We start from the raw sequence: 20,301 nt of genomic DNA on the forward strand, positions 1-20,301 counted from the left end.
TGAAAAAACTCTAGTTATACTAGATTCTTTCAATATTAAAATACGTGTTGAAAGGACAAAAAAAGATAGAATACTAGTACCACTAGTGCTCTATCAACCATAAATTAATAATATCACATTTATTACTTTATTCTTTTATTTTTTTTATTTTTTTTCCATCATATGAAAAAAATTATTAATCCAATGAAAGGAATAACACAAGAAATTATTCATCATAGATTTTTTCTATATATTTTAGATTTATCTTCTTGATGATTTTTATTATCTGGTGGTGTTGGAGGAGTTGGCTTATCTGGGGCTACCTCTTTACTTGAAGGGTCATTAATAATTTTATAACTTGTAAAACCACTCAATTTTATAGAATCATCACTAGAATTAATAAAAACTTCTATTGAACTTTCTTCTTTGGAATCTAAAAAGAGAGAAATTGTCTTTTCAAAAGTATCTAAATCTTTTATATCAACTCCATCTTTCGAGTTTATAGAGATGTAATAATCTTCCTTATAAATATAATCTCATTTTATATTTATTGGTTTATAGGACTCAAGAATTTTTTCTACATAATCATAGATATAATTTTTGACAAAGTTTTGTTTTTTCTCGTTAGAAAGGTTTGTGAAATTGTATTTAATTTCTTTTAAATTATTTATCTTAGAAAGGTCTAAGACATTATTTTCTTCGAAATCTTTATTATTAATAATAGTAAATTCTTTTCTTCCTATTAATAGAGACGATGTGTTTATTGCCATAATATATAAATTTATTTTTTTTATTTTTTTATTTTCGTCAAAAGAAGTGAAATCTTTAAAGTCTATATTTTCTATTTGATTCTCGTTTGAGTCACAAATTGTATAGTCTTCTTTATAAACTGCGTTATCACTATATTTTTTTACATATTTTTTAACATGTTCCACAATTTTATTTCTTACCTCAATAGGATTTAATTCGTTCATTTTTAAATTACTTATATTTAAGTTTTTTAGGTCTTTAAAGTTAACAGGGGTTTGAGGCACATCTACTTTTTGACTTATTTGATCACTTACATACTTTTTTCAATACATAATAACTTGTTCATAACTTAATTGTTCAATTTTTTGACTTGTATTTATTGTGGTGTAATTAATTAAATAATTTTTTAAATGAGAACCCTGTAAAGAATCTCAAAATCTAGAAATACTTTGGTTTTTTATTACAAAGTCTAAACCTGAGAACTTTGTATAATCTTTAGTTTTATTAGATATATAAAGCATTTTATGAATAGTGCTTCCTTTTGTAGCTAAAATTTCTTCATTTCCTGGATTTGAGGGGTCAATTTCTTTATCAACATAATCTTTCAAATATATTACATAATGTCATAATCCCTCTTTAGACCATTGCTCATTTAAATTTAGACTCACATTTTTTTGCGTTTCAATTGCTTCAAGTTCTTCGTTTAATCATAATCTGTCAACTCTATAAATCTTTGACATGTCAAACTTTTCGATTAATGTTACACCGCTATTTGCAACACTAGCTTCAACAATTATTCCTGTATTTTTATTGCTAAAATCAGTTATTCTGTTTCCAAACTTATCCAATGGATCTTGGTAAAAGGGATAATTTGATTTTTTTTCAATATAAACATACTCATTTCTCATTCCTGTTTTTGGGTTAATTGAGGAATCATAATCGGGATTTGGTTTTCCATTTGGAAGGTTTTTTTCTATTAATTTACTTTGTTCTAAATTTTCTTTTGGATTTCAACCAACTCATCTATAACTTAATTGATTGGAAAGCGATTGAATATTAATATTTAAACTTAATTTAGTGATATTCCCAGAATTTTTGATACCATTTACTTCAATTCTATATGTATCAACACTATCATCTAATTTAATTCGATAAATATTGTTAAAAACCGGAACTTCTTTACCATTAACTGTCATAATTTCTGATTCACTAATTGCAGAAAACGTTATATCAACTGAATTATGATAAATTAATGTATTATTTTTAGGATCATATTCAGGTTTATCAACAATTAATTCATTTTCGTTTGAATTAGGACTTACAATTTTTCCAGGAACAACTTGTAACCTTTTTTGTGCACTTCTTTGATAATATAAGTCAGTTAACTTCACAGTTATTGGCATAACTACATTACTTAGAAATTGACTATTTCCTGATATTTGTTGCTCGTCTTTAAAAGTTATAGAAACGAAACTTTTCTCATCATTAAATGTGTCATTTCTTTTCAAAATGGGTTTATTAAATCAAGCATCATAATCAACCCCAAATGAGTATTTTAATCTTTTTTCAATTTCGTCATTTATAAATTCTTTGTTCGACTTGGTTAAATTGCCTGCACTACCGTTTTTTTCCTCTGATGAGATGTTTGCAGAAGTATCACTTTTGATTTCAAACGGGCTTTCTAAACTTTTTATTATTTTTTCTTTTAAATTATTTTGACTAAAAGTAGAATTAAATTTTATTAATTCATAATTTACAATTATTAAACTACTATGATTAATAGATGACCATCCGGTTCAATAAACGCATGCACTTAATCTTCATTTGAAAATTATTTCATTTCCATTTCAATTTCAACCAAAATCCATATTTGAATGAGCCTTATTTGTTTCGTTATGATACGTTGTTAAATTAAATCATCGGTCACTAGAATCTAGTGTATAATTTTTATTGCTTTTTATACTTGAGTTTATATTTTTGCCAAGACTATCACTTCAACCAGTTGATGAATCTCAAGAATTATAGTTATAAAAAAAACTCACTTCCATATTTTTATAGTTATTCAAAAAAACTTGTTTATTTGGAGAATAATTTAGTATATTAATTCTTTTTACTTCCCATTCAAAGTTATATCAACTTCCGTTGCCAACTTTTGAATAAGTTCTATCAATGGAATTTGAATAATATGGCAACCAATTATCTCCATTACTACTAATATAAAGTCTTTTTAAGGCACTATAATTGTTAGCATAAAAATCAAAACTTGGATATGATGGATCATAGTTATAATTTGTGATTGATTCATTTTTATTATATTCTATATTTTCTAATTTGTTACCTTCTGAATTAGCTGGTGTTATGGGGATATAAACTAAATTTAGGCAAAGTACTAAAGACATTATTATTTTTTTCATAATTTTCCTTTCTATTTCCCCGGGGAAAATTGGTAAATAAAAAACTAGCAGTAGCTAGTAACAAAATATTAATTTAAACAAAAAAATAGAGTCCTAGCGCTGCTAGTGCTCTATTTACCTTAATTTAAGTATAACATTAAAATTACATTTCTATATCATAGTCTCTATTTTCTTTGTCTATATTATTTTTATTATTGAGAATTTTTATTTCTTTATTTAAAGTTTGAATTTTATCATTTTTTATTAGTATATCTTTTTCTAAAAAAGAAATTTTCTCGTTTAATTGTTCAATTCTTATTCTGTCTTTAATTATTGAATTAGTGATATCTTTCAAACTATCTTTATCTGATTTTAGATACTCATTACTTATTTTTTGTTCAGAAGTAAAAGAAATAATATTGTCTTTTACATCGCTTAATGGTTTTTTTATATCATATTTCAAAATTTCTAAAATAATATCATGATCAGATGCTAAAGTTTCCTTTGGATTTCCTATTTTTGATATTTTATCTATTGTATTTTCACCATTTTTATCTTTTTTAGTAATTTTTGATATTTTATACATTATATATCCAGAAATTATTACACCAATTAATGAAAAAACACCGGTTATTACAGCACTTATTCAACTTGAATCCATATTTTTTTCTCCTATATTAATTAATATATATATTAAATATATCATTAATGGAGTTAAAGCAATAATTATTTGAATAATATATATTATTAATAATCATTTTTTTATTTGCATTTATTTCCTCCAATTATTTTCCCCAGGGAAAATTTAATAACGATAAATAAAAAACTAGCAGCTGCTAGTAACAAAATATTAATTTAAACAAAAAAATAGAGTCCTAGCGCTGCTAGTGCTCTATTTACCTTAATTTCAGTATAACATAGTTTTTAAAAATCCATATCAAGTTCTTCATTCTTATTTAATATTGAATTGTTATAATAATTATTTTTAAAAACTTTTAAGAAAGTTTTTTTCAAATTTAGTGGTTCTTTTACATCAAACTCACAAATAAAATTCTTGTTTGTTACTGAAGTAGTGTTTATATAGTTTTCAATAAATGAATTATCTAAAGCAACATCGTTTTTTGCAACATAAGCAACAACATCAGAATTAGTGTCTAATATTATTGGTAAAATTTCGTTATTCTTTAAGCTATTTCAAATATTATTGACTACAAAATTTTTATTTAAATAATCTATATAACAATCCTTTATGTTATCTTTTTCTCAACTTTGTTGAATATCTTCATCCTCAAGACTTAAACTATATTCCACTAATTCCTTAAACAGTGATTTAAAAGTCAAGTAAGTATCTATATCTTTATTTTCGCGGTCAGGAAAAAAACCTTCAAAATTTGTAATAAAACCATAACATTCTTTCTTTTTAGAACCCGATAAGATGTTTTTATAGTCATAATCATTTATTGGAGAATTATATATATTATAACTTCCTATTTTCAAATTATTATCTACTATTTTAGTTCAATCATTGAAAGTAATCAAACTCTCTCCTTCTGTTCAAATTTCATTATCTTTTTTAAACATTATTTGGTATTTATTTGGCTCTGCATCCTTTAATTCAACAAAAGCTCTAATACTCTTATCCATGGTTATAAACTCTTGTTTATAAAAATTTCTATTAAACAACATATTTAATATTCCTTTCTTTTAAAATAAAATTTTCTTTATAGCAATCGTTGCAAACTTCTAAAAGCGTTTTTGCTCCTTGTTTATACGAACTTATTAATTTGATATTTTCTTCCTTTAGATCAATACAACATAGTTCACAACTATAATCATAAATTTCATCTTGTATAATCATTTTTAAACCTTTCTATTTTCCCCAGGGAAAATTGGTAAATAAAAAACTAGCAATAGCTAGTAACAAAATATTAATTTAAACAAAAAAATAGAGTCCTAGCGCTGCTAGTGCTCTATTTACCTTAATAAAATTATAACATAAGTTATATTTTTTTACTCTCATAATCACTATTATTGATTTTTTTAATATTTGATAATTTTTTAAGTTCAATTTCTTCTTTTGATGAAATTACAATTGAATTCTTAAAAAGATCTCTAATTTCATTATCGAATTCTAATAAAACAATATCTGTAAAAACTTGTGCTCTTAATTCTTTTTCTTTAATCAAACCTATAAAAAAATTTTTCATTTTTCTTAAATCAAAAAAAGTAATATTTCTATTATCTGCAAAAATTGGAGTTAAAGTAGAATTAATATTTTCCAATTCTTTAAAGTAACTTTTTTCCATTTTAGTTTTAAAGTATCTTTTTTTAACATATTCAAATTCAAATTTTTCTTCTTTTATATTATAAATATTTAATATATTTATAATACCTAAAATTTCTAAAAATAAAAAATTCTTTTTTTTATCTAATTTTTTATCAGGTTTTTTAATTTTTTCTTTTAAAATTTGTATATAATTTTTATTTATACTTAAAAATTTTTGAACATATACAAAAAAATTATATCATAAAGGATATAAAAATTTTGTTAAATATTCTTCACTATCAATTTGTTCTAATATAATATCTTGAATTTCTTTTAATATTTTAGTTTTAGTAGTATTATTCATTTAAACTCTCCTTAAAATTTATTATTATATATATAATACTCTATTTTTTTATTTTCTTTGATTTTTTTATAGTTTTAAATAATTGTTGTTTTTGTTCATTTTTAAATTTTTTTGTTTCTCTTTTTGTATTAATTTCAACTATATTTTTCATAATGTCTTGTAGTTCTTGGAAATCTTTGGTATTTTGATTTTCTTTAAATGATTTCTTTTTATTATTATAATTATTATCTATATTTGTTATTGCATCTTCAACTGCTTTTTTAGTCTTTTTCTTTAAATCTTCATCTGTTAAATTATTTGATAATAAAGCTATTTTATTGGCCTTTTTAGAAACTTTCAATAACATGATTGATAATCAAATACTTACTAAAATAGAAATAATTGATACAATAAAATTAAGTAATCATTTAGTATTATCACTAATTAAAAATAAAGATAAAATTGTAAAAGTCATATTTTGTCCTATCTATTTATATATAAAATAATATCAAAAATAAAATAAATAAACATTATTTATCACATTTTTATATAATAACTTTAATATTTTATATTTTACCTATCTCTTTCCTTATTATTAGCCTTCAATTCCCTAATTTCTTTTTCTAACTCTAATATTCTCTTTTCTTTTTCAAGCATTACAATTTTATCAACGTCATTATTCTTTTCTTTTGAAACAGCTAAATCGTAAACTTCTTGTAATTCTTCTACGGTTTTCTTTTTCTTTCATATTTCAAAATGTTTTTTGGCGATATTTTCAGCATTTTTTAATTCAATATCTTGGGTTTGTTCGAATTTTAATTCTTCATATAAATCATTTATATATTTAAAAACTATTATTTCAAACATTTGGTATGAATTTGAATTAATACTTAATCTTGTTCCTTGACTATTATAAGTTATTGGAAAACTATTAATTAAATCGTCGATACGTCAATAAACACCTAACCCCTCAAAAATTTTTTCCTTGATTTCAGTATATTCATAAACTTTATCATCTAATTTTGAAATGCTTTTTCTTTCATCTTCTTTTAGCAATTTTGATTGTTGTCTTTGTTCTACTGGAGGAATACCCAGCAGTCATCCTAGTGCTCTAAAAACTGACATAATATTTCCCTTTCTTAAAAGATATATTTAAATTTATTATAATAAAAAGTATGTCCTTATGACATACTTTTTAATTATTTCTTATCTTTATTTATTTTTAATATTAAATTTTGTTTTTTTTGTTTGAGTGCTTCAATTTTAGTATTTCTCTTGGTTTCGCCTCTTTTTAGAACACTTCTATAATTATCAGTTACTTTTTCATTTTTAGCTTTATAAATTGAACTTGTGTTTTCTTTAACGGTTTTACCAATATTCGAAGCAACTCCACTTGTATAATTTTTTACAGATTCTCCCATACTTACTCAACCTTTTCTTGAAAACAATCCTCCTCCAACTGCAACTCCAACAGCAGCCATTCTTGCAACTCTTCCTATTACACTTGGTATTCCAGACATTTTCTTTCTTCCATTTTGGTAATTTTGTAAATTTTGTTTACCACCAGCAATAGAACCATCTGGATCTAATGCAGAGAAGTTTTGCATTTGCATATTATTAGAAAACTTATCAGAAATACTGTTGAACGCTCCCTTTGACGAACTAGACGAACCTTTGCTTTTAAATAAGGCCATCAATCCCGCTCCTCCAGCTGCTCATCCAAGTGCTTTTGCTCCGGCACTAAATATACCTTTCCCGTGTTTTGCACTTAAAAGGGCATTTTGACCTTCACTATGAGTAACTCCTTCTCCGCCTGTGAAACTCCCTATAATTTGTGGAGCAACAAGTGCAAATGTTGAAACACCGAGAATTACAACAATTAGTAAAAACATTTTTGTGGTAAATTCAAATTTAGTTATTGATTTTGAAATAAATAACATTAAAAAATTAATCATTATTATGTAACTTAGAATGTTTCCAATACTTACAAGCGCTTTGGCCAAAACCATATCTTTTCATTGTTTCATTCTTATACCGTGATCATTTACCATTCATGCAGCAACAAGTGGACCAATTAAAAACATTAAAAATAGTTCAATACTTTTTTGAACAATTGCCATACATAACATTATTAATGTATAAAGCAAAAATGCAACTGCAAGTATTTCTACAACTATGTTGTAATTTTTAATATTTGGGGGAGCTGAATAATCAGTAGGGATATTTTCTAAAACCCCCTTTCAATCAGGGTCTCCCATTTTGTATAATAAATCTGCTAAATTTGCATTTTTTAGACCGAAAGCTAATTGAAAGGCTTTTTGTAGAAATTCTATTAAAAAAGTTAATCCATAAAATCCTATTGGTATAAAAAATACAAAGACTATAGAAATGGAAGTTGACTTCAAAGATTTTACAATTCTTGTTTTTCAGTCAAAATCTTCATTAAAAGTGTATGTCATATACTGAATTATAAAAATTAAAACAGCAACAAATCCACCAATTATACAAAATGCTCAAAAACTTTGCGGAATGTTTTCGATTCTAAAGTCTTTTTGACCATTAAAAATTACATCATAAATGATGCCTGTTGTTAAATACTCAAAAACTCCCTGTACTACAGAAATTAATTGTAAAGGTCCTTGAATAAAAATGAATCAAATAACTTTAAGTATAGCCGTTCAAATAGCTTCTCCTATAAAACCCATATTATTTTCTCCCTTCTAACCTTTTAAAAATATTGATGAAAACACTCCTACTGCAATGGTTGCAGAGAACACAATTACAGCCCCTACAGATGCCCAAATTATATCTCTAATTGCAGCACTTCTTCCTTCAATATCTCCATCACTTGATGCTTTAGAAATTCTAAAACCTATTTTTACTAAAACGAATATTAGAAACAAACTTACAAGACTACAAACCGCTGTTATTGCCGCAAGTCCATAACCTCATATAAAATCAGTAATAGGTTTGAAATCGGGTGCATCTGCAAGTATTTTCATATTTAAATTTGTTATAAAACTTTTCATATAAATCATCTCCTTTTTTTAAAATTAAATTTCAAAATTTACTTCATTTTTTTCTAGTTCTTTTTCTAATTGTTTTAAATCTTTTAAAAAGGTCTCTAACCAACATTGAGTAGCTTCTTCAGATTCGTATTCTTGTCCAAACTCAATATTTGGGTAACTACCATCATTTTTTTCTAGTTCCTGATTAAGTTCTTTCATATTTTCATTTGCACACTCAAGTCTTTCTTCATACATTTTGATTAAATTTTGTAAATAATCCATAATTTTCCTTTCTATTTTCCCCGGGGAAAATTGGTAAATAAAAAACTAGCAGTAGCTAGTAACAAAATATTAATTTAAACAAAAAAATAGAGTCCTAGCGCTGCTAGTGCTCTATTTACCTTAACTTAAGTATAGCATAGTTATTAAAATTCAAAGTCAATTTCATTATCTTTTAAAACTCTTTGAAGCTTATTGATTTTTTCTTCTTGTTCTTTGAACTTGTTTTCTTGTTCTTTGAACTTGTTTTGTTGTTCTTTGAACTTGTTTTGTTGTTCTTTGAACTTGTTTTGTTGTTCTTTGAACTTGTTTTGTTGATCAAGCAAAATATTATTGATTTTTTCTTCTCAAATTTTATTATTTTTTTCAATTTCTACGCTACATTTTGACATCTCTAATTTAAACTCCTTAATACAATTTACAATGTCTTTATTATACTTAATTTTTTGTTTATTTGTTAAATTTAAACCTTCTAAAAATTGTTTAACTTCTTTAGGCGAATCACCTTTGCAAGAAACACCAACAATAATTTCATTATTTATATTTTCAACAGTAATAATAATACTTCTCATTTTTTTCACCTTCTATCTTATCAACGATATTTTAGAAAATCATGCTCATAATGATTTTCTTAAGTTTTATACGTTTCTTATTTTTCCCCGGAAAAATTGGTAAATAAAAAACTAGCAGTAGCTAGTAACAAAATATTAATTTAAACAAAAAAATAGAGTCCTAGCGCTGCTAGTGCTCTATTTACCTTATAAATATAATAACATTATTTATTTGATTTTATTTATCAAATTCATTTTCTAATTTATCTAATGATTCTTTTATATTACTCATAAAATCATTTATTTCTTTTTCTGATCAATTTGCACTATATTTTTTAAACTTTTTTAAATCATCTTTATTTGCTAAATTTAATCTTCCTTCTTCAGTTTCTACATAAATGCAAACTTTCAATCCTTCTAATTTTTCTAATTTATTCATTATTCTTCCTTTCTATTTTAAATTCAATTAAATTCTAAACTAAAATACTTTACTCAAATTCTTTTTTTTCAAAATTCTTATTATTTTGCGTTTTATAAATTTCATTTTTTTCTTTTAATTCCTTAATTTTATTTTTTAGTTTTTTAATATATTCACTTCTATCTTCTTTTTCTAATTTAAGCAAATTTAATTGTTTTTTATATACATCAACTTCAATTTTTAATTTTTCTTTTTCATCTGCTAATTCAAAGTAAAGCTTTTGCAAGTTTTTATCTTTGTTGTCCAAAAAACTCTTACTATTTAATAAATTAATTTTTTCAATTGTTTCTTTAGCTTTCTTAGTAAAAATAATTAGCTGATTTGTAACTGATAATATATCTTTATTTAATTCTTTTTGTCTTTTATCGATTATTTCATTTCTTAAAATCATTTTATTAACATTAAAATATTTATCTTTATTGACTTTACTAAATTGTTTTACAGTTTCTCAATTTACTGGTTCATTAAAACTTAATCTATATATTTTTTTCTTTTGAATCATTTCTAAAAATGAAAACTTTTCTTTACAATTAGATAAATATTTTCTTGATACCATCTTTATTTTTTCTATGTCTTTTTCATCAATGATCCCCACTTTCTCTCTTAATCTTTTTTTATTAACAATAAAAATATCATCAATTTGTAAATTATGAGTATTTACTAAAATACCGTTTTTATAAATTTTATTACTGCTTTTTATTTTTATAGTTTTTTCTTTTTTATATTTATTACTTAAAATACCAACAATAACCCAATTTTTATCTATTTTTTCAATTTCTACCACTTTTCTTATCTTTCAATCACCCTGTTTATATTTTCCATTTTTATCATCATTTAGATGAAAATCTCCTGGAAATATAGTTTTTAAATTATAAATATTCATATTTCATCACCTTTCTAAACCCTTAAAAAATTAAGCAACAATCAAGTCTAACAATTGCTAGTAACAAAATATTAATTTAAACAAAAAATAGAGTCCTAGCTCTGCTAGTGCTCTATTTACTATTTATATAATATCATATTTATTAAAGTAAAAGTTTGATAGTAAACCTAATTTTAGATTAATTAAAATTAAAATTTTTAAAAAAATCATTTATATAATCAATTTCTATGGCATATATACCATTTTTTGATCCCTTGAAATTAGCATGATATGCTAACAAAATAAATAAATTATAATTATTATTATAAATATCCCAATACTTTTTTGTAAAGTTTCAGATAGAAGGTCAATTAACATCTCTTTTAGTTTTACTTCCATTAGGATAATCATATTCTCAAAAATGTTTTAAGTCAGGAGAAAATCTATATTCTTTATTTGGGTTTACCATCATTTGTATTGAAATTAATTTGCTATTAATTTTAAATATGCAATCTGCCATAATAAATTTACTGCTATCCTTTTTATCAAAATAATATCTATTTGTTTCATCACTTGATATAAAAATGATTTTTGGGTTTATTTTTAAATCAATAAAAATATTATTTATTTTTTCTATTCATTTCTTCTTTGTTTCTTTCATATATAAAAACCTCACTAATATATTAACACTAAACAACTTTTGTTTTTAAATTAGCACCAATATTAGGATCATTTTTCAATGATATATATTGTTTTTTATCAACACCTATTAACAAGTTTGTTATACTTTCAAATTCATCAAAATAAACTTTAAAACCTTTAACTATTAATAAATCATTTACATTACTAAAGTCAAATGGTTCTAATTGTTCGCCAGTCTCAAAATCAATATATTGTATTGAATAAAATTTTTCTTTAAATAAATTAGTCAAATCATATACAGTTATTTTAGTTTCCATCTAATTCCTCTTCTCATCTATTTTCCCCGGGGAAAATTGGTAAATAAAAAACTAGCAGTAGCTAGTAACAAAATATTAATTTAAACAAAAAAATAGAGTCCTAGCGCTGCTAGTGCTCTATTTACCTTAATTTAAGTATAGCATTAAAAATAAAAAGAAGTAATAATTACTTCTTTTTATTGTTTATGTTTCAATAAACTATTATGTAAACCAACTTATACTATTATTTAGCATAAGTTGCACTTTTATATTATCATTTTTTTAAAATTAATCCATATTATTTAAATATTCTTCAATTTTATTTGTAAACTTAGTATATTTATCTATTTTTGAAGACATTATCGGATTTTTCAAATATTCTCAAGATTCTTTTTCTTTTTCATATTTTTTAGAATCAAAATCAGGGTCATGACTTATATAATTCCATCAACTATCTTGAGTATTGCTAAAGTTATTAATATCTCTATATAAATTTGACGTTTTTTTAGATACTTCTAAAAATTTAGTTTTATCATTAATTATCAAAATATTATTTAATAAGTTTTCGTCTTTTTCATAATCAATATCTATTTTATTTTCATATAAATATAAATAAAAATCCGCTTCTTGTGCAATAATTGAATATCATAAGTATAAAACTTCTAATGTCAATCGTAATTTTTTATAATTTTCTTTTACTTCTCCTGAGGAATATTGTTCTCATTCTTTAAACTCTTCTACCCCTTTTTTTGTTCTATCTCTTTCTCTTGAATAAAGATTATTAATATAATTTCAATCTTTTTTTGTTTTTGCAAATACATCCAAATTTTCTTTTGGTGTTTTTAAAATATCTATAATACTATATGGGTTTTTATCGCTATCACCAGAAGTACCTTCATTTATACTACCCGAAGGTGATCAACCACTACAAGAAATAGAAGTTGTTCCTCCACTAACAATAAATACCAAAGCACCAAATAATCCTAATAATTTTTTCATTATTTGCTTCCTTTCTATAAATTTCTATTTAGGTTTAAATTCTAACAATTTTTTTAAGGAGTTATCATTTACTCCATATATTCCTTTTCCTGCACCATCAAAGTTTATGTAATTTGCTTTTAAAAAGAAATTGTTATATTGACCATTAAATTTATCTAAATTAATTTTATTTTTTTCGAAAATATCTATTCAATTAGTATTATGTTGTGTTCTTTCTTTGGTTTCTCTATTGATTTTATAAAAAAACTTATTTTTAGAAGAGAATCTACATTCATACTTATCATCTGTAAAAAACTTAAACACATAATAAACTGAATCATTAATTAAATAAACCACATCACCCATTAAATAATCATTTTCATTTGCTGTATTATAAAAGAATCTATTAGTTTCTTCATTTGCTTTAAAAACAATTTTTACATTTTCAAATCCAAAATGCTCTTCTAAGATTTTGTTTACATCATTAGATCATGTTTCTTTTATTTTATTCATTTTTTTCCTCCTAATTTATGAATAATTATGAATATTTTAACTTAATTTATTAGATTTTAATCAATTTTTAAGTTCAATATATTGTTTACAATCAACTACAATTTTTAAAACTTTTACATTTTCTTTATCATCAAAATCAGTGCTAAATGCTAATACTTGTAATTTATTGCTATCTAAATCGGACTTGAAAGGTTCTAATGTCTCAAGTGTTTCATCTGATATAAGCTCTATAGCATAAAATTTTTCATCATATAAATCTGTTAAATCTTTAATTGTCATTTTTATTCCTTCTTTCTTTAGTTATTTTTTTACTTAACTGTAAATTATGTTTTTTCAATTTATTATCAATATCTTTATTTATTAGTTCAATAGTTTTATTTAAGTCATCTTCTAATTCTTTTTGTAACACAAAGCTTTCTTTTCCAATTGATGCAAAATCTTTAATTATTTCAGTTTTTTGTAAATAAGCGAATTCTGAATCTAAATTATTTTTTTGTTTTCTAACTCAAGGAGCATCACTCAATTGTTGTTTGTGTGGGTCAGTAAAAGCGTTATCCTTAATAATTCCAGATTCAAATAATTGACTTAATAAATAATTACTTTTTAATTCATCTATCTTTAAAAACTTTATTAGATTCAAAGTAATCAAATCTTGTCTTGCAAAAACCCTTTTTAAAATATGATTTATATTTTTCTCAAATATATTTTGAAATTTTTGTTCCAAATAATCAGTTTTATTCTCTAACAAATCATAATTTATCGAGTTTATAAGTAAGTTTTCAAGTGTTTTATTTTTACTTATATCTAATTCACTAGACTGATATTTGCCTTCTCATTCAGAGAAAATATCAAGATTTTTTTTATTGGTTATTCTAATATTAATTTGTTTTTGCTTGTTATTGGACATCTATAATCACCTCATTATTAAATGCTTTAAATTGTTCTGGAGTTACTTTGATAGAAATTGTGTGTCTGTCAAATCCAGTTACCATTAATAATCCTTCTCCTTGTTTCGCATAAGATATGAAATTTAATTCTTCATTACTTAATCCATCGCCATAATTACTATATAATTCAGCAATATCTTGAATATTCTTTGAAGATAAATTCATCAATAAGGAATATTGTACATTATTTAACATTGCCATAGTTTTCTTTTTAACATCTTCACTCCCTAGAAAGTCATCTGGATTTTGTGTAACTAATGTCATTGCACCACGTCTTTTCCTAATTCTTTTAACCATTTGAAAAATAAAATTTAAAGCAATTGGCTTATCTTTATCAACCAACAAATGGGCTTCATCAATCAAAACAAATGTTTCTTTATTTGTTTTTAAATAATTTGTATTTATTTCATTTCCAATAAACGCAGTTACTAAATAAAGCTGAGCTTGAATAATGTTTTGCTGCCCTTTTTCAAATAAAGTGTTAATATCAAAAACTATAAAAGGATTATCGCTTTTTACCAATGTTGAATGTCCATTATATAAATTGGTATATTGCCCATAATTTTCAAATTCTGATTTTAATAAACTTAATAAATTTTCTTGCACATCATTATTTTCTTTAATAATTTTGGTTTTACTAATAAATTTAATCAAGTCGCTTAATATCGGGTATTCAGTACTTTTCATATTAACTATATCTGCATAATCTCCTAATCAAGATTCATATAATTCAGCACAACTAGAACTAAAAGCCCTAACTATATTTTTATCTAAATCACTAAATAAAATTTCAAATCAACCGGTTAAAAAGGCAACATGATTGGAAATGACTGTTTTATTATTTGGTTTTATTTCATCATCTAAAGTAGTAAAAATTTGTAACGGATTAATTCTACCAAAAGTTGCATTTCCTACATCAACTCAATTTCCATTATGATAATTACATAAATTTCTATACTCTCTTTCTGGATCTACGACTATCAATTTTCTTCCCACGGATGCATGATAATTCAATAAAAGTTTTGCTAATGTAGTTTTACCACTTCCACTTGTTCCCATAATTACCATATTGTGATTTTTTCGATCTTTTGTTAATTTATATTGGTCTAAAATTACTGGATTTCCTAGCATATTTTCTCCAATTCTAAATCCGTTAGAATCATTTAATTCACTTGTTAAATATGGGAAACCTTCTGCTAACGTAATTGAAGGTACTTCTCTTGAAAATGCAATACTCAAAGGGTCAGTTGGTTTCAATATAACTGAAGATAATCCCTCAAATTGTCTGTAATATAAATTATCTAAAATAAATCCAGAATCTTTTAGTGTGTTGCTCAAATTTCTTGTTTTATTTTCTAAGTTTTTTTTATCAACTCCATAATTTATGAAAAAAATATTCATTGATTTGATTGTTTCATCACCATAACCAATAGAATCAGCTACTTCATTATAAATTTCTAATTCTAATTGCATTTCTCTAGCACCAATTAACTCTTTTTTTGATAATGTATACATATTACTTTGTAAATTTAATATAGTTGATTGAAGTTTTTTTACCACTTTTTGTTTATTTAAAATTCCGATGTTTATAACAACGCTCGAATCACTTGTCATTAATGGTAACATTCAACAACGTTCAGGAAACTTTGGAAATTCTCTTATTGTGCTGATATTATATTCCAATTCTCCTGAGCTAAAGGAATCTTTTTTAAAAAAACAGTTATCAAACATCATAATTTCTTTTAAGTTATTTTTATTTTTATAAATTAATTCGTCACTAAATTCTTCTTCGCTAGGATCTAATAAATATTTAATTGCATTTATAATTTCATAGCCATTTAATGAGTTAACGTTTAATCCTGCATTTTGGCCTTTTTGAACAACACCATTTATGATTTCTTTACATTGTTTGTATTCATCACAGTATAAAAATAAATAATATTTATGTTGAAAATTATCTTTTCCTAATTCTCCATTATCTTCAAAAAGTTGTAAACTATCTTTTAATTGTTTAATTCTGGAATTAATTTGTTTTTCATTTAGTTTCATATCCTTTAATTCATTTATTTTTGTATTTAGATACTTTGTACCCTTAATTTTATTAAAGTTTTTTTCTAATTTTACTAACGAACAATTAACCTCAATACTTGATCAAAAAAATTTTAAGATGTTTATTTTTTTTAATTGTTCATCATAACTCATATTTAAAAGATTATATCCCTCTAATTCAACAGCACAAACAAAAAAATTTTTGTTTTCGAATAACTTATCGGTTTTAATAATTCCTAATTCATCAATATTTCCCATTAATTCTTTGTATGGTATTAGTAAACTCGTAGGATAATTTTTGCTATCATGATTATATTTTTTATTTGATGATTTATATTTAAAAAATAAATAAATAACATAATAAATTCTCATACCACTTCTACCACTAGGTAATAAAAAAATTGTTAGAAATCCAAAAATAAAAATTGCGGTTATAATTTGTCCTATAACTCCAATTATGGTTAAAGGTATTGTTATTATAGTAGCAATTATAATAAAAGAAACACAACTGAGAAAATCAATAATTGTAATATTGCCTATAATTTTTAATTTTTGTGTTCCTAATTTTTTGGGAATTATAGCACTCATTTATATTATTTCCTTTCTATTTTCCCCGTGGAAAATTGGTAAATAAAAAACTAGCAGTTGCTAGTAACAAATATTAATTTAAACAAAAAAATAGAGTCCTAGCGCTGCTAGTGCTCTATTTACTACTATTATAATAACACACCTAATATTTATTTTTTAATCTTATTTTATTTTTTATATTTGAAGATAAATAAAAACTTTTACCATCTTCTTTAATAAATAATATTCTATCAAAAAAATATTTTTTTTCTTCTAAACTCAAATTTAAAAAAGCTTCATTTTCTTTTTCCGTACAGTCTATAAAACCAACATTTTTATAGATAATAAAACTTTCAAAAAAATTAAATTCCACATTAATATTTTTTTTAATAGCTCATAACAGATTTTTTTTTACCCTAAAATATATTTTAATAAAAAGCCTGTTAATTGCTTCAATTTCAACATGATTATTTGTTGTTATTGCTTTATTACAAAATAATTTAAACTTTTTGAAAAAATTAACAATAAATATACTATACAAAGAATCAATTACTTCTCTAAAATTATTATTCAAACACTCATTTTCTTTTATTAAGAATTTTATTACTCTATTGATAAAATTTCTTTTATATTTAAAAAACGGAATAAAAATATAGGAAATTATTGCAATTAAAATAGAAATAGTTAATGAAATTGCTGATATTAGTACTTGTGAATTCATATCATAACCTCTAAAATATAATATCAAAAAAACACCATAAAAGGTGTTAAATTTGTTTTATTAAGGCCCTTAATTCTTTTTGAAGTCTTTTTATTTCTTCTTTTTCTTCACTTGATAATAAATCTTCTGATTTAGATTGTAATATGTACAAATCATTTCTTATATTTCGTTCTTTAGTCTTTAAATCCAATAATTTATCAATATCTTGATTACTTGTGTCTTCTAAAATTGAAAATATATCTTCTCTAGTAGTATTTTTTTCCTTTTTAAAAGCTTCATTTAAATTTACATCATCGGTTAATATTTCTTCATTAATAACCTTAGATTTTATATCTAAATTGAACAAATTTATAAAGTAGTCTTTTTCAAAATTAATGGACCTATTTAAATTTATATCTTTATCTTTAATTCTTATATTAAAAAACTCTTTAATTTTGTAAAAATATTCATATGTTACTATATTTGGGTTTGCTTCTTGGTATATTACAATAGCATATTTATTATTTTGAGTTTTATCGGGAGGAAATATTAATCTAATATCTGTTGGTTCAATCAAAGGTTTTTTTTGTAAATGATAAGAAAATGTTTTTTTACCGTTTTTGTCAATATTTGGACTACTATTTTTTACCTCTACAGTAGTATCACCACACATTTTTGAGATTTGCTCGTGAGTTTTTGTTGATGCTGACTTTAAATAAACAGTAAGTAAACAGTTAGCCATTATTGTACTTGCAGTATCAGTTCCATATTTTGAACTTAATTGCTCAAAAGACTGCAATACTAAATTAAAAAACATTCTTCTTCCTCTAGATACTGTTAATATGGTTGCAAAATTTGTAATTGCTGGGAAATTACCGAACTCATCTAGATAAAAAATTACATCCCTTTCTAATTGCTCTTTACCATATTTAATTAAATTTTGTCCTGCTTTGAAAACATTCGCTTGATAAAGTTGACTAATAAACAAACTAGCTAATGGATGTTTTTGTTCTTTATCATCAGGAACAATCATAAAAATTGCCTTGGGTTTACCACTAGACACAAAATCAAATAAATTTATATTATTTTTACATAGCAAGCTTCTTAGTTCATTACCTTCGAAAAGTTGTAAACAAGTTGAAATGATTGAAAAAAAGTTACCGATTGATTGACTAGAACTTGTTAAAACCTTATTTGCAGCGATCACAGATTGATTTGTTTCTCTTCCAACACTTCATTTTTTAAAAAACTTTTGTATTTTTTCTTTGTCTGATAAATGAGTTGTAACTGTGACAATATTAAATTGATTTTCTGTAATAGAGTTTATATTTTCTTCAATCATTTCCATCATAGCAAATATAAAACCTTTAAATAGTCCTTGAGCACCATCATATCATTGTTTGTTTTTTAAATCTTCACCAGGATTCAATAAAATTGAGGCTAAATTGTTAATTTCTTCATAAGCTAAATTTTTTAATTTGTTTACTTCTCCTGAAATTAATTCTTTAGCAAGTATTTCATCATAAGTTCAATAACTATCGATTTCATATACTAATAAATCTTTTCAAACTACAGATAATTCATATTTTTCTGGATTTGGTTCAATATTATTATCAATTTTCATATTTGCAAATATTTCTTCTTTACAAATAACACAATTTTTAACTTTATGAACCCTGCATTTTACTTTTTTAATATAATCTTCAAATAATACTTTCGAGTAAAATGTATTTTGAAGAACATAATCCTTTACATAATTGATTCCACGAACTAAAAATTTATAAGCATTTGATAAAGGGTTTCAACTTTGAGAATACATAGGGTCTCTCAAATTCAACACCAAAATTTCATAATCGTTTTCTTCTAATATTGATGCTAAATTTGCATGTAGCTCTCCTTTTGGGTCTGAAAATACCATACATGGTTTTTTGTCAAACTCTAGTTGACAATTAACAAAGGCAGAAACATAAATTATTCTTTCGGTTTTACCACTTCCAGTAGAACCAATTGTGATAGTGTGAACAGCTTTTTTAACTTCTATCCCTCAAACGTTAAGATTTTTATTTTTAATATCAATTTCACTTCTTGTGATAAAACTTGGATTAACAAAATTTTTATTATAAACATTTTCAAATTTCAATAATTGTTGATTTTTAGTTATTGGATATTCATACTCATTTACATCTCAACTTGCTTTACCAAACGCTTTTTCTTTCGCTTCATTTACTAAATTTTTAGAAGTTTGCTTACCTTTTAAATGAGCAAATAAAATGATAAATATAATATGAATCAAAGTCAAAAATAAAATAATATAAATGAGTGTCTTTTTTTCCTCCCTAAAATTAAAGTGTTTAATTTTTTCAATTGTAAATAAAAAATTAAACTTAGTTTTAATTAAAGTTAAAATAAATAAGATAGCAATCGTTAATAAAGAAATAGTAAAAATTGAAATTATAGATAATGAAATTAAAATAAATTTCCTATAACTATTTATTCATTTAAAACTTTTTTTACGCATAAACTAAAATGTAGGTAGTTATAACCGTAATCAAAAATAAAAGTAAAAAACTTAACCAAAGAATTAACGCTTTTCTTTTAATTTTTTTATAATTTATTTTAAAATCATTATTATCCACTTTATCTTTATTGTTCTTTTTAAAATTATATAGTAGGTATATATATTTATAAAAATAAAAAATT

At 23.5% G+C, this 20,301-nt stretch carries 22 protein-coding genes; all 22 read right to left on the reverse strand.

Features of this window, described 5'->3' with window-relative positions; all coding sequences use genetic code 4:
- Positions 1–122 precede the first annotated feature (122 nt).
- A complete protein-coding gene (locus AAHM92_RS03320) occupies positions 123–3,143 on the reverse strand; it encodes an Mbov_0399 family ICE element protein (protein ID WP_500221959.1) in 3,021 nt (1,006 codons plus the stop codon).
- A 142-nt stretch (positions 3,144–3,285) separates the two neighbouring features.
- Entirely contained in the window at positions 3,286–3,894 is a 609-nt protein-coding gene (locus tag AAHM92_RS03325) for a hypothetical protein (RefSeq protein ID WP_500221961.1), read from the reverse strand.
- A gap of 152 nt (positions 3,895–4,046) precedes the next feature.
- Positions 4,047–4,808, reverse strand: a complete 762-nt coding sequence (locus tag AAHM92_RS03330) for a hypothetical protein (protein ID WP_500221962.1) — start codon at positions 4,806–4,808, stop codon at positions 4,047–4,049.
- Positions 4,798–4,980: a hypothetical protein gene (locus AAHM92_RS03335; protein WP_500221964.1), complete on the reverse strand. Its 183-nt coding sequence runs from the start codon at positions 4,978–4,980 to the stop codon at positions 4,798–4,800. Before AAHM92_RS03335 ends, AAHM92_RS03330 begins: the two co-directional genes overlap by 11 nt.
- 142 nt (positions 4,981–5,122) lie before the next feature.
- Positions 5,123–5,752 (reverse strand): hypothetical protein, encoded by a 630-nt coding sequence (locus tag AAHM92_RS03340; protein WP_500221965.1) that lies wholly within the window; start codon positions 5,750–5,752, stop codon positions 5,123–5,125.
- Between the two features lie 40 nt (positions 5,753–5,792).
- Positions 5,793–6,206 carry a hypothetical protein gene (locus AAHM92_RS03345; protein WP_500221967.1) on the reverse strand — a complete coding sequence of 138 codons (414 nt, stop codon included), beginning with the start codon at positions 6,204–6,206 and terminating at the stop codon, positions 5,793–5,795.
- A 98-nt stretch (positions 6,207–6,304) separates the two neighbouring features.
- Positions 6,305–6,856 (reverse strand): hypothetical protein, encoded by a 552-nt coding sequence (locus AAHM92_RS03350; RefSeq protein WP_500221968.1) that lies wholly within the window; start codon positions 6,854–6,856, stop codon positions 6,305–6,307.
- Positions 6,857–6,930: 74 nt separating this feature from the next.
- Complete coding sequence (locus AAHM92_RS03355) at positions 6,931–8,436, reverse strand: Mbov_0396 family ICE element transmembrane protein (protein ID WP_500221969.1); 1,506 nt, start codon at positions 8,434–8,436, stop codon at positions 6,931–6,933.
- Between the two features lie 15 nt (positions 8,437–8,451).
- Complete coding sequence (locus AAHM92_RS03360) at positions 8,452–8,760, reverse strand: hypothetical protein (RefSeq protein WP_500221971.1); 309 nt, start codon at positions 8,758–8,760, stop codon at positions 8,452–8,454.
- A gap of 24 nt (positions 8,761–8,784) precedes the next feature.
- On the reverse strand, positions 8,785–9,021 hold the full coding sequence (locus AAHM92_RS03365) for a hypothetical protein (protein WP_500221972.1): 237 nt from the start codon (positions 9,019–9,021) through the stop codon (positions 8,785–8,787).
- Positions 9,022–9,164: 143 nt separating this feature from the next.
- Positions 9,165–9,590 carry a hypothetical protein gene (locus tag AAHM92_RS03370; protein ID WP_500221974.1) on the reverse strand — a complete coding sequence of 142 codons (426 nt, stop codon included), beginning with the start codon at positions 9,588–9,590 and terminating at the stop codon, positions 9,165–9,167.
- A 217-nt stretch (positions 9,591–9,807) separates the two neighbouring features.
- Positions 9,808–10,008: a hypothetical protein gene (locus AAHM92_RS03375; protein ID WP_500221975.1), complete on the reverse strand. Its 201-nt coding sequence runs from the start codon at positions 10,006–10,008 to the stop codon at positions 9,808–9,810.
- Positions 10,009–10,057: 49 nt separating this feature from the next.
- A complete protein-coding gene (locus AAHM92_RS03380) occupies positions 10,058–10,930 on the reverse strand; it encodes a hypothetical protein (protein WP_500221977.1) in 873 nt (290 codons plus the stop codon).
- 178 nt (positions 10,931–11,108) lie between these two features.
- Positions 11,109–11,570 (reverse strand): hypothetical protein, encoded by a 462-nt coding sequence (locus AAHM92_RS03385; protein WP_500221978.1) that lies wholly within the window; start codon positions 11,568–11,570, stop codon positions 11,109–11,111.
- Positions 11,571–11,598: 28 nt separating this feature from the next.
- Entirely contained in the window at positions 11,599–11,868 is a 270-nt protein-coding gene (locus AAHM92_RS03390) for a hypothetical protein (RefSeq protein ID WP_500221980.1), read from the reverse strand.
- Positions 11,869–12,135: 267 nt separating this feature from the next.
- The gene (locus tag AAHM92_RS03395; RefSeq protein WP_500221981.1) at positions 12,136–12,846 is read right to left on the reverse strand and encodes a lipoprotein; all 711 of its coding nucleotides are present in this window, start codon (positions 12,844–12,846) and stop codon (positions 12,136–12,138) included.
- 24 nt (positions 12,847–12,870) lie between these two features.
- On the reverse strand, positions 12,871–13,338 hold the full coding sequence (locus AAHM92_RS03400; RefSeq protein ID WP_500221983.1) for a hypothetical protein: 468 nt from the start codon (positions 13,336–13,338) through the stop codon (positions 12,871–12,873).
- 36 nt (positions 13,339–13,374) lie between these two features.
- Entirely contained in the window at positions 13,375–13,617 is a 243-nt protein-coding gene (locus tag AAHM92_RS03405) for a hypothetical protein (RefSeq protein WP_500221985.1), read from the reverse strand.
- The gene (locus tag AAHM92_RS03410; protein WP_500221987.1) at positions 13,607–14,245 is read right to left on the reverse strand and encodes a hypothetical protein; all 639 of its coding nucleotides are present in this window, start codon (positions 14,243–14,245) and stop codon (positions 13,607–13,609) included. The genes AAHM92_RS03405 and AAHM92_RS03410 overlap by 11 nt, the downstream gene beginning before the upstream one ends.
- Positions 14,235–16,922: an Mbov_0397 family ICE element conjugal transfer ATPase gene (locus AAHM92_RS03415; RefSeq protein WP_500221988.1), complete on the reverse strand. Its 2,688-nt coding sequence runs from the start codon at positions 16,920–16,922 to the stop codon at positions 14,235–14,237. Before AAHM92_RS03415 ends, AAHM92_RS03410 begins: the two co-directional genes overlap by 11 nt.
- A 142-nt stretch (positions 16,923–17,064) precedes the next feature.
- Positions 17,065–17,622 (reverse strand): hypothetical protein, encoded by a 558-nt coding sequence (locus tag AAHM92_RS03420; RefSeq protein ID WP_500221990.1) that lies wholly within the window; start codon positions 17,620–17,622, stop codon positions 17,065–17,067.
- A 46-nt stretch (positions 17,623–17,668) separates the two neighbouring features.
- Positions 17,669–19,894: a type IV secretory system conjugative DNA transfer family protein gene (locus AAHM92_RS03425; RefSeq protein ID WP_500221992.1), complete on the reverse strand. Its 2,226-nt coding sequence runs from the start codon at positions 19,892–19,894 to the stop codon at positions 17,669–17,671.
- Between the last annotated feature and the right edge of the window lie 407 nt (positions 19,895–20,301).

It is taken from the genome of Spiroplasma endosymbiont of Melanargia galathea, from assembly GCF_964031075.1.
In the GTDB taxonomy this organism is placed as follows: domain Bacteria; phylum Bacillota_I; class Bacilli_A; order Mycoplasmatales; family Mycoplasmataceae; genus Spiroplasma_A; species Spiroplasma_A apis.